Below are 10,911 nucleotides of genomic sequence, written 5' to 3' on the forward strand. Positions count from 1 at the left end.
CAGTTTGCACAGGACGTCGAGCGGTTACTCGTCCTGCAGCGTGGAACGCATGGTGGACAAAAAGGTGATCTGTCTGGTATGAGCTGCTCGATGCTCGGGCGGATGCCTTGAGCCCGACTATAGATCCAGTGCTCCAGCTCGCATCGGCGCAGGCATCGCGCAAGTCATCGTGATCGCTCGGTGGCCACCTCAAGCTCGACAGAGCGAACACTTATTCGTACACTCGCAACGAACCCTTTAGGGTTAGTCGAGTACGAAAGGGCATCACCGGTCAGCAGAGGCAAACCACTTTGCATAGTCATCGCACCGAGCGGAGGTCGCGTGACTATCCCGTCTGGATTTATTTGCGCCAAAAGGCGCTTTAGCCGTTTGCGCTCCGGAAATCGCCGTGCCTAGAATTGCCTCGAGCCAATCAAACAGGCGTCTAGGCCACCGGCGCTCAAGGACCATATCGGTGCGGACATTGATATATGAGCCATCCGAAGCAGAGCTTAATCGAGATCAGACAACGCGCTGCTTCAAGGCTTTGCAAACGGGCGACAAGGCGCGCGCAGCCAGTCATCCGAAGTCGCTGATGGTTAGCAATCCATGACGAAATCCGCATCCACATCGCCCTGCCGGCATGAGCGTTATTGCCCTGAGCTTGGTCGGCTGACGGTTTAGGGCGACGGCCCAGCCTCTCCAACTTTTCTTGATTTCGGCAAGTCACGTCTGTGGCCGGCCGGCATGAACACACCTCGCAAAAACGTCAAGCCTGTCGGGCTTGTGCGAACCCATCGAAAGGGCACTGACAGCCAGAACGAGTCGCGCTCCCGCGTCTCCCGCAACACACCAACCAGTTCATCAAACCCAGGTCCCGCAGCTTGAAAAGCAAAGGGGCGGGAACCCCGTCAGGAACCCGCCCCCTGTGACTGGAACAGCCACCACACTCGAACCGTGCGTGGCTCCTAGTCTAGGGGCAACCTACCTTCAACGCAACGAAGGTCGGGTGGATCGACTCGTCCGTAAGTCGAGAAGCAGCCTCGCGCCTGCAGATCTGGATCACCTTCCTCCTGAAGAGATCCACATGAAGACCCCTTCCAACAATTCTGCGGCGCCAGGGCCCCGCAGTGACGAACCGTCCCCGTCTCACAACGCCAGCCTGAATTCGAGAACCGCCGAGCCGATACGGCGTTTCACGTCGCCCCCGCCTGCGTTCCGCCAAACGCGGCTTGTGCGTCCGGCGCAGGGACAAAGCAATTCATCTGAGCGCCTCATCCCCGCCATCGGGCGACCCGACCTCAAAGACCGCGACCAGATCGAGAACGTGCGCATCCCAAGTACGCAGTATTCGAGGACTGGTACTACGCGCTGGTTTCCTATTCGGAACGCCGCAAGGCCAAGGTCGGGGACACAAACTACTCCAAGAACGAGCGTGAAGAAACCGGCAATGAACGCTCGAAGGCTCGTCGCGTCGGTGTCAAGGCATCCGGTGACGCCACGATCTGGAACATCGCGATCGTCACGCGTCTTCATGGCCGGCGCATCATCGGCCCGCCCGTGGTGTTCCGGATCCGCTGCAAACGCAGCGGCATGCTGTTGGGCATTGCGGTGTCGCTGGTCAGCGCATCATGGACGGTTGCAGCTGCCGCCATCGCAAACTGCGTTGAGGACAAGGTGGCGTTCTGTGCGAAGTACGGCATCACGATCAAACCCGAGGATTGGCCGGTCAGAGGGCTGCCTGCGGAGTTCGAGTTTGACCGTGGGGAGACCAACAACAGCCACCCCGAACCGTTCACGGCCAAAACGGGCATCCGCGTGAGAAACCTGCAAGGCAGCAGGCCGGACATGAAGCCCGGTGTCGAATCGGACTTCAACACGCTTCAGATCCGGCTGAACGGCAAGACGCCAGCGGCATCTGTCAAGGACTGGGAACACAAGCAGCACGCGGCATGGAAGCTCGAAGCCGAGCTCGACGTCCACCAGTTCATGAAGACTTTGCTCCTTCATGAGCTCGACAGGATGAAGAAGCGTCGTGACAACGTGGTCCTGCCGTCCAAGATGGTGGCGATGGGCATGACATCGTCGCCCCTCAATTTCTGGCGGTACTCCGTGTTGGAGGAGAGCGGTGGCCTGTCTCGATGGTCACTCGATGAGGTGCAGTTCCTGCTCATGCGGCGCTGCCACGGCACCATCACCGAGCATGGCGTCGATTTCAAGGGTTGCATCTACCTCAACGCCCAGCTGGAGGCCGACGACGCTTTTGCCATGACGAAAAGGCATGGCCGCAAGCAGGTAACGATCGCCTATGACGAACGGTTGGTCGACAAGGTGTTCATCACCCACATCCGCAACGTCGAGCTGCCTACCCCCTACGAGTGCCAGCTGAACGACAAGCTGGACCACCAACTCGACTACTTTGGCCGCTGCTTCGCGGAGGTCAACGAACTTCGCGATCGGCAAGCGATCAACAACGAGGAAGCCCGACAGGAAGAGTTCGACTCAACCCGCCGAACTGTCACGGAGCACGAGGAAACCGTCGCTGAAGCAGTGGCCGATACGCAAGGCGCGCCTTATCGGGGATCCAAGGCGCAGCAAAAGCGAGACCTGCCAGCACAGCGGCGGGCCGAAGGCCATCGCACGGAGGCCGAAGCCGCATTCCGTCCAAACCTTGGTGGAGCCAGCACCCCCGACGCCACCAGGGAGGCAAAACCTGGCCCTGTGGTGCCGGACCAGCCAAAAGCGCAGGCTCCGGTCGCGCCTCCCAAGCCTGCCCTGACCAGCCCTCGCCGCCTTGTCAACAGCTACCTCGACCGGGTCAAGTCCCTGTCCGAGCAGAACTAGCAAACCCATCATGAAGATCATCGACATCAATCACTACTACCCAGCGCACAACATCGATTACCAGGGCATTCCCCTGATCGAGGCCTGGCCACCTTTGTACGAGAGTCAGCTCCATAGCGCGATGACCTCCATCCCTCGGTGCACGCCGGAAGAGCGTCAGCATCCGCCTGAACTGCGGTTGCAGTACATCGGTCGGTTATTCGACCTGTTCTTTCCGACCCCCGACCAGCTCATGCTCGGGGTGCATCTGTGGAACTCGATCTGCAAGACGTACGTGTCAAACGCTCGGCGCCGTACGGACTCCGCCGCGGTCTTCTACGCCATGTGCGACTCGTTCTCCAAGGACAAGGCACTTCGGAGGGATTTCACCGAACTCTCCGACATGCCCAACCTCATCACCGTAGTCGGCACGCCCGGCTGCGGCAAGACCCAGGTCGGTCGCCGCATGCTGCGGCGCCTGTGCAGCGATTCGCTGCTGCGGCATCCGCATCATGACTTCCTGTTCCAACGCCTGTTCTTGTGGACGGAGGCGGGCACCACCAAGACGGAAAAAGCGCTTGCCGAGGTGGTCTATGAGGAGTTGTATGCCACCGTGCTGGCCACTGGCGCACAACGCGCCAGGGTGCGCGGCTCGGCGAGGCGCCTGGGTTTCGAATGCGCAGCGATGGCGCGCATGCTCAACCTGGGCGTGCTGGTCCTCGACGAGATTCAACACTGGTTGCGCAAGAAGACCGGCGTTGATCAGGACGCCGTCGAGTTCCTCACCACGCTGGTCAATGAGATCGGCTGCACCGTCATGCTCATCGGTACGTGGGAGGCGCTGCCCATCCTGAAGTCAAAGCTGCGCGGCGCGCGGCGTGCGACATCCATCGGCACCACCCAAATCAAGAAGATCCCGCCCGGCGAGATCTGGGAAGCTTTCATGACGGTGCTCTTCAAGCTGCAGTTCACGACCCATGTCGTGCCATGCACTGACGACCTCTCGAGCGCCTTTTGGCGATGCACGCAGGGCGTACCCGACTTCGCTGTGCGACTGATGGCTTTTGCGCAGTGCGAGGCCATCGCGACGGAGTCCGAGACCATCGATGTCGCTCTCGTGGAGGCCTGTGCCGCCAAGCACCTGGACTACATCCAGCCGGCCATTCGTCAGATGCGCGACGGCCACCGGGAGGACAGCCCCACCATCTGGGATGCCGAGCCGGACGACATCGATCTCTACACCAGGCGTATCCTGGCCGAGTATCAGCTGGCTGCGAAATTCGAGGCGGCAAAGCGAGCCGCGCGGTCGGCGGCATCGGACGCCGCTGCCGAAGGTGCCACCAAGGCCATGCAGGAACTCGGCATGGCCTCGCAAGAGCAGGCCGAGAACTTCGCGAACCATGCGGCGAAGCAGGATCCTGAGGCCACCGCTGCAGAGATCGTCGCCAAAGCGATCAAGGCGGCCAAGCAGCCGCGGTTGCGTCCCACGTCGAGTCTCAAACGCAAGGCTGCGATCGCAGAGCAGTTCGCTGCACTGCCCGTGCTGGACATCCGCCGCCTGGTCTACGAGGCAAACGAGACCACACGCTCGGTTGAGTCGGACATGAAGAAATTGGGGCACCTGCTCGATATCGACAACTGGGTGGTGCAGTGAAAGTCGCCGATCTCGACCGGCTGCCAGCGCCCTACCCTGGCGAACTCTGGTACAGCATCGTCGCAAGAGACCTCACCCGGGCCGGCTACTCCCAACGCGACCTGCGTCCTCGCATGGCGCTCGGCGGGCTGTCAGCTCGCATCAACATCGCGTATCCGAACCGCGTCCACCGGCTGCTGGCACACCTGCGCGGCCGCACTGAGCTTGATGAGGTCGGCTTCGCGCGGCAACACACCCTGTTGCCGTACATGCTCGCGTTCGATCCAGCATCTCGCCTCGGCGACCTGCTGCAGACAAGCGCTGCTGAAGACCGCCCCTTGAGCAAATCCCTTGGCGGGCTGCGGTGCGCGTCAACGCCGGCTCAGCTCCGCTACTGCCGCACCTGCAGGCATGAAGACGGTCGCACGTTTGGTGAGCCGTACTGGCACACGGCGCATCAGCTTCCCATGGTCGCGAACTGCTATCTGCATGGCGACCGTCTGTTTGACAGCCTTGTTCCATACGAGCCGCAGCGCCACGACTTCTGGACCGCGAATGATCTGCTGTGCAGCGGGAACCGTTTGACGCTGCCCGTTCCAGGTGTGCACCTGTCTCACTGCATAGCGCGCGAGATGGGGAAGTTCAACCTGCATACGACGCGAGCGGCGACCAGCCTTCATCTCGACATCGAACAGTACGCCACCGTCCTGAAGCGGGTTGGCTTCCAGGGGAGGCAAGGCCAAGTTGCCACCGGCCATCTCGCCGGGGAGATGGCCGCTTTCACCGCTAGATACGGCGTCGCTCCTCAGCTGCTCGGTGTCCGTCACTGGTGGCGCGGTTTGTACACCCAGCTCTCTCTTCGAGTCCGGCCGCTTCACCACGTGACGATGCGACTGTTCTTGCGCGAGCGGCTGTGGCGAGCAGCGCCTACAGACACACACGCCAGATCTTGGGACGAACGCCTGATGGGAACCATTTCATGAAGCGCCCCCACGCGCCGTATGCGCAGCATGTCAACGTGGACGCCCCGCCCAGCGTCAAGAAGCGCTGGGATCACCGGCCAGGCCCCGACGAGCCGCGCATCATGTGGCGCCGCTCGCTGACCGACCATGATGGTGTGCTCGCGCTTGACACCGTGACTGCCCAGCAAGGAACCACCACCACCGCGTTGGACTACTTCGACGTCAAGGCACCTCCGCAAGGGTGGCGGGCCGGGCCACTCGCTTTCGAGCCTCCTCATTCGACATTTGGCTCATGGACGCGCCGGCTTGTGCGCGACGCACCGGTGAGACTCGACACGCTTCGCCCCTTCGAAGCTGGTGACGTCCGTCTGAGGAGTCTGGGGCTGCCCGAGGACGTTGGGGCGAACGGGTGGGCCATGGCGCCCTTTGAGGGAAAGCGTCTGCTGATACCGTCCCTCACGCTGCTCATTGCGCTGGCCATCCCCAACCCGTTGGTGTGGTGCCGACTCAAACATCCTCTGTCCCTGGACTTGGCGTGTCTGCGCGCTCCAGAGGACGAAGAGATATTGGAGATTCAAAGGGTAGCTATGGCCGGGCGGGATCCGTACATCGAACCCACCAGCCTTTGCATCCTCGCTTTCTGGCTGGACCAATGCAGACTTCCATGCCTATACCGCGCAATCGAGGGACTAGGGCGACCAGGTTGGACGCTGACCCTGCCGCGCAGGGCAGAGACGATCAATCTCATTTTTGATGGCTACGAGATGGACGATCTCATCGTGGTTCAACGCATCCGCATCTCACACGCCGCGCCATTCCTGCCAAGAACCTGGCGCAAGGTCGTGTACGTGGCGAACAATGGGCTAACAGGCCCCCGCGTCGGTCAAAGTGACTTTGATAGATGGAAGTAGATGCTTCCGACACAGTCGCTCGAACCAGGCCTGAGGGCTGACAGGCCGTCGTCGCTGAGCCCACCTCGCGAGGCGGCCACGACGGGAAGTGGCGCCATGCAAGGTGGTGAGCCACCGGATGCCGACCTACGAGGATGCAATACGCACCTCATAGCGCACAGATGCAGGTCGCATAATTGTCGAATGCGATCTGACCGATCAGCGCCAGATGGCTTTGACACAAGCGACTTTGCGCGAGCATTTCGCGCATTGAGGACTGCTCGCGGACTTTCTCAAGACGTGTTTGACGCCGTTTCCGGCCGAACCTATATCAGCAAGTTGGAGCGGCGGGAGCGAACGCCGACTGTCAGCAAGGTCGACGAGCTGGCCAGTGTTCTGGGCGTGCACCCGTTGACGCTCCTGACGCTCTGCTACTGTGAAACAGGATCATCGACGGAGATCGACCGTCTGCTCCACCAGGTCAAAGCAGAGCTCGCCGCGTCAGGTCTTGACTTGCTGCCTTAGCCGAACCCTCGGAAGCTCAGGTCGGGATCGGCATCGTCATCAGCGTCGCGGCGGTGAGGCGGCCAGCGCCGAGAACTTCGGCGGCAGTACGTCTCCATGCCTTTCCCTCTTCGCCGTACATCCAGTCGAAGACGTCATTGCGCCACCTGGCCTGCACGTTCACGCAGCACACCGCGTCGGTGATGGGACAGCAGCCCCTCGCAACGTGCACGACACGCTCGATGCAACGCGCGCCAACGCAGGGCACGAGCGTGTGGCCTTCCTGTGCCATCTCAACGCCGCGCAACCATTGCTCATCGAAGACCACCGCGCCATCGGCGACTGGAAAGTCGCTGGTGTGGAAGTGGGAAACACCCATCGCAACGAACTGATTCTTGGTGCGACTCCCGGGCGCCACATGGGCGCCCAGGTCAGCAAGCGTCGCGAACCCGGGTCGGCGAGTCAAAGCTTGGGTCATGTCCTGGAACTCGTAGTACGCCAAGTCCATTCGACGGATCGCGTTGCTTGCACCGAGCGAGCGCCACGCAGACAACGCAAGGTCATCGCCTTCCAGCCGCCCCAGCGTCACCCGGGCCCCCTGCGTCTGGCCGAACCGCGCCACCAGCAGGAAGGCGCGGACTTTGCCCTTTTGGCTGAAGGCATCGGGCAGTTCGTAGCACTCGATCTCGGATGCAGATTCCACCAGCATCTTGCGAAATGCTGCCACGGTCGGATCCTGGACAAGGGGCGCTGCCACGACGAAGGCCATCTCCGCCGGTCGCTCAAGACGCGCGAGTGCCTCGAGAAGGACGTACAAGTCCAATCTCGTCCGCGACCGGATCGGCACCACCTCAGGATAGAGCGCCCTCAACCTCGCTTGCGCGGCTGGAGACACGACGCCAAGCCCTGACGGAGGGTTGCCGACAGCAACCCTGAACCGGCGCTGACCCAAGGCGCTATGCATCGCATCGGACTGCAACACATCGGCGATGTGCAGCTCGCCTGCAACCGCCGCTGATGGCAGCCCGGCAGAAGCGAGCTTGGAACCAAGTTCTACGCCAACGTAGCGGTCTATTCCATGACTGGCGAGGCCCGCTTCGAGAAGGCGGCCGGATCCGACGCCGATGTCGAGCCAGTCCCCTCCTGTGAGTCGAATTCTTTCGGCGATTCGAGCTGCAAGCCCAGTTGCCATCAGTGTTTCGTCCAGCTGCAAGGTGGCCATCCAACGTTCCGTTCTGTGTTGACCAAAATTATGAACATAATTCTGTTTTTATGGCTGCGCGCGGGTCACCCTTAATCCTTACCGATGCCGAGGTCGCTTGGCTGAAGTCGCTGACGCTGTCCGACGCGACCTCTGCTGCTTACCGCGGCGAGGTGGGTCGGCTGATCGCGTTCTGCGCGTCGTCTGGTGTCCTGGAAGTCCACCGACTGAAGGCGAAGCACTGGACCGCCTACCTGTCCTGCCTGACAACAGACAGGACCGCGATCTCTCCGCTGGCCAAGCCGTTGAAGCCAGCAAGCGCAGTTCAAGCCGTGCGCATCACGCGGTCCTTCCTGCTCTTCTGCGCTCGGCGTGACTGGCTCTCCTGGGATCCCGCCGATGTGGAGCCTCCGCACTTCGAACGGCCGTCCACAACGGAAACCTTGGCGATTGAACAGTTGTCAGACGGCCTGAAGAGCATCCTGCGCAGCGCCAGCATTCCCGACGACGCGCGCCAGGCGCGCAGACACCTGGCACTGGGCATCAGCTTCTGGGGCGCGTTGACCCCACGAGAGATCGCCAGCTTGCGCGTCGACGATCTGAGCCTTCCCTCTGCAAACGGGGTGTGCGAGCTGCGCTGCACAGGGCGACCGTCACCCGTAGTCCTTCCGCGGGAAATCGCAGTCTTGTGGCAGCGCTATCGACAGTTGCGCGAAGAGGATGTCAGGGAGCCCCTTCCATCCGACTCCCCGTTGATCGCGAACTTCAAGAACGGCAAATCGCTTCAGCCATGGTCAGTGTGGGCCCTGTTGCGCCGCACCGAGGCCGAAGACATTGCCAGCGACGTGCCGAGTCCGAGGCTGGTGCGCAAAGCCTATCTTGCCGGAGCGACTCGTGACGCCGATCGAGCCATCAACGTCGTCCGCGCTCAATGCGGCAAGGCCATCCCTGCTGAGGCGGCGACAGAGCCTGACACGCAACGAAGCATCATGAGCAAGCTACAGAAGTCCGTCCGCGCCAAACTGCAAACAGAAGCGGCGGACGCCTAGGCGGCGCGGCGTCGCGACAGCCAACTGGTCGACTGGGCCTCACTTCTTCCCGGGCGGGTTGTTACCTCGGCCACCGCCCGAAGGGTTGCCTGTCTTGCTGGGCCAGTTCGGATTCGGTGTATCGGCGCAGGGCCTGCTGAGCGTGGGCATAACGGTTCTCCTGGTCGGCTGTGCCAGACGTACGCTTTACCAAGCGCAGCTGCCTGACGGGTCAGGCGCGCCGCCTCTCCAACGTTGCCTTCCCTTCGCGGTTCGAGGAATCGTCGGCCTGTATGCAGGTCAGCAACTCCGCGCCAAGCTGGATGGCACGCATCCGTTTCGATGGAGTGGTCATCGCGATCTTCTTCCAGCGCATCCTTCCAACGCCCTGATTGGACACGCTCCAGCGTCGATTGCAAATTCAGGCGTCCTAACGTGACGGCATCCACAACCAAGGTCAGCAGCCAGGAAGCCCACCAGCACCTCGCGCCTATACTGTACATAACAACAGTATGCGGCAGCTCACCCTTTCCTCTGACATCTGCCTGGCGCATGTCCAGTCGACGCCGTTGCACGTCCGCGGCTTGGGAGTGACCGTTCATGCCGGGTTCCCGAGCCCGGCCGAAGACATCGGCGCCAAGCGCATCGATCTGACGGCGCAGCTGATCAAGCATCCCCAGGCCACCTTCCTTCTACGGGCGCGGGGCGACTCGATGCGGGAGGCCGGCATCTTCGATGGCGACGTGCTCGTCGTCGACAAAGCCGTCACGGCCAAGAACGGCCACGTGGTCATCGCCGTCATCGACGGCGAGTTCGTCTGCAAGCAACTCCAGATCCGCGCCGGCCGGATGAAGCTGAAGGCGGCCAATCCCTGCTACCCCGACATCGTGCCCAAGGAGGGCCAAGTGGTCGAGGTGTGGGGCGTCGTGACAGCGTCCATCAAGACCATGCCCGTGTGATGCCATGCTGGCCCTGCTGGACATCAACAACGCCTATGTCAGCATGGAGCGGGTCTTCCGCCCCTCCTTGAACGGGCTCCCCGTCGTCGTGCTCAGCAACAACGACGGCTGCGCGATAGCCAGAAGCGACGAAGCCCGCGCCCTCGGGATCAAGATGGGGCAGCCATTCTTTCAGTTCAAGAACTTGGAGGAAGACGCAGGTCTCATCGCGCTGTCCGCAAACTTCGGCCTCTACGGCGACATGAGCGACAGGTTCATGAGCCTCGCGGCGGGGCTGGGTCCGGAGCAGGAGGTCTACAGCATCGACGAAACCTTCATCTCCCTGGACGGTGTGCGCGGCGACTTGGTGGAACGGTCCAGAAGGTTGCGTGCCCGGGTACTGCAGTGGCTGGGCATGCCGTGCAGCGTGGGCATCGGCCCCACCAAGACGTTGGCCAAGTTCGCGAACCATGTGGCGAAGTCGGCCGAACGCAAGCCTGGCAGTTATCCGGCAGAGCATGCCCAGGTTTCCCACCTTGGGCGGCTATCGCCGTCGGCGCTCGACGAACTGCTAGCAGCGACCCCCGTGGGCGACATCTGGGGCGTCGGCCCACGCATCGGCGAGCAGTTGCGAGCCTGCGGCATCAAGACGGCCAGCCAACTCGTCAAGCTCGACGCCAACACCCTCCGATTGAACTGGTCAGTGGTGCTGGAGCGCACCGTGAGGGAATTGCAGGGCACGCCTTGCATGGCATTCGAGGACGAGCCGGCCCCCAGGCAGCAGATTGCCTCGACCCGATCCTTCGGTGCTCCCGTTCGCGACCTGGCGCCGTTGATCCAAGCCATCAGCGAGTTCGCCAGCAGCGCTGCTGCACGGCCAGGAGAAGGTCGTGTTTGCCGACGCAGGCTACCGGGGCGTGGCCAAGCGCGAAGAGGCCAAAGACCTGGAGGTG

The 10,911-nt window shown here is 62.1% G+C and carries 10 protein-coding genes; 8 read left to right on the plus strand and 2 right to left on the minus strand.

What is annotated here, in order from left to right; all coding sequences use genetic code 11:
* Positions 1-1,539: 1,539 nt before the first annotated feature.
* The 5 genes from CDO81_RS06995 (at position 1,540) to CDO81_RS07015 (ending at position 6,812) form a co-directional block, all read left to right on the plus strand.
* On the plus strand, positions 1,540-2,823 hold the full coding sequence (locus CDO81_RS06995) for a Mu transposase C-terminal domain-containing protein (RefSeq protein WP_144397155.1): 1,284 nt from the start codon (positions 1,540-1,542) through the stop codon (positions 2,821-2,823).
* Between the two features lie 10 nt (positions 2,824-2,833).
* The gene (locus CDO81_RS07000; RefSeq protein ID WP_088482359.1) at positions 2,834-4,456 is read left to right on the plus strand and encodes an AAA family ATPase; all 1,623 of its coding nucleotides are present in this window, start codon (positions 2,834-2,836) and stop codon (positions 4,454-4,456) included.
* A complete protein-coding gene (locus CDO81_RS07005) occupies positions 4,453-5,418 on the plus strand; it encodes a TniQ family protein (protein WP_158218175.1) in 966 nt (321 codons plus the stop codon). Before CDO81_RS07000 ends, CDO81_RS07005 begins: the two co-directional genes overlap by 4 nt.
* Positions 5,415-6,308, plus strand: coding sequence for a hypothetical protein (locus CDO81_RS07010; RefSeq protein ID WP_088482361.1), 894 nt, complete (start codon positions 5,415-5,417; stop codon positions 6,306-6,308). The genes CDO81_RS07005 and CDO81_RS07010 overlap by 4 nt, the downstream gene beginning before the upstream one ends.
* Before the next feature lie 183 nt (positions 6,309-6,491).
* On the plus strand, positions 6,492-6,812 hold the full coding sequence (locus tag CDO81_RS07015) for a helix-turn-helix domain-containing protein (RefSeq protein WP_088482362.1): 321 nt from the start codon (positions 6,492-6,494) through the stop codon (positions 6,810-6,812).
* A gap of 16 nt (positions 6,813-6,828) precedes the next feature.
* Here the strand turns inward: CDO81_RS07015 and CDO81_RS07020 are convergent, their stop codons facing one another.
* Positions 6,829-8,013, minus strand: a complete 1,185-nt coding sequence (locus CDO81_RS07020; RefSeq protein ID WP_088482363.1) for a class I SAM-dependent methyltransferase — start codon at positions 8,011-8,013, stop codon at positions 6,829-6,831.
* Between the two features lie 50 nt (positions 8,014-8,063).
* Here CDO81_RS07020 and CDO81_RS07025 point away from each other — a divergent pair, with 50 nt between their 5' ends.
* Entirely contained in the window at positions 8,064-9,041 is a 978-nt protein-coding gene (locus tag CDO81_RS07025; RefSeq protein WP_088482364.1) for a tyrosine-type recombinase/integrase, read from the plus strand.
* A 211-nt stretch (positions 9,042-9,252) separates the two neighbouring features.
* Here CDO81_RS07025 and CDO81_RS27980 read toward each other — a convergent pair whose 3' ends face one another.
* On the minus strand, positions 9,253-9,396 hold the full coding sequence (locus CDO81_RS27980) for a hypothetical protein (protein ID WP_158218176.1): 144 nt from the start codon (positions 9,394-9,396) through the stop codon (positions 9,253-9,255).
* Positions 9,397-9,604: 208 nt separating this feature from the next.
* Between CDO81_RS27980 and CDO81_RS07035 the strand changes: the two genes are divergently transcribed.
* Both CDO81_RS07035 and CDO81_RS07040 read left to right on the plus strand, forming a co-directional pair.
* Positions 9,605-9,979, plus strand: coding sequence for a LexA family protein (locus CDO81_RS07035; protein WP_241516875.1), 375 nt, complete (start codon positions 9,605-9,607; stop codon positions 9,977-9,979).
* Positions 9,980-9,983: 4 nt separating this feature from the next.
* Positions 9,984-10,911 (plus strand): Y-family DNA polymerase (locus CDO81_RS07040; RefSeq protein WP_088482367.1); only part of this gene is annotated, 928 nt, incomplete at its 3' end.

Source organism: Roseateles puraquae (genome assembly GCF_002205845.1).
Classification (GTDB): Bacteria; Pseudomonadota; Gammaproteobacteria; order Burkholderiales; family Burkholderiaceae_C; genus Pelomonas; species Pelomonas puraquae.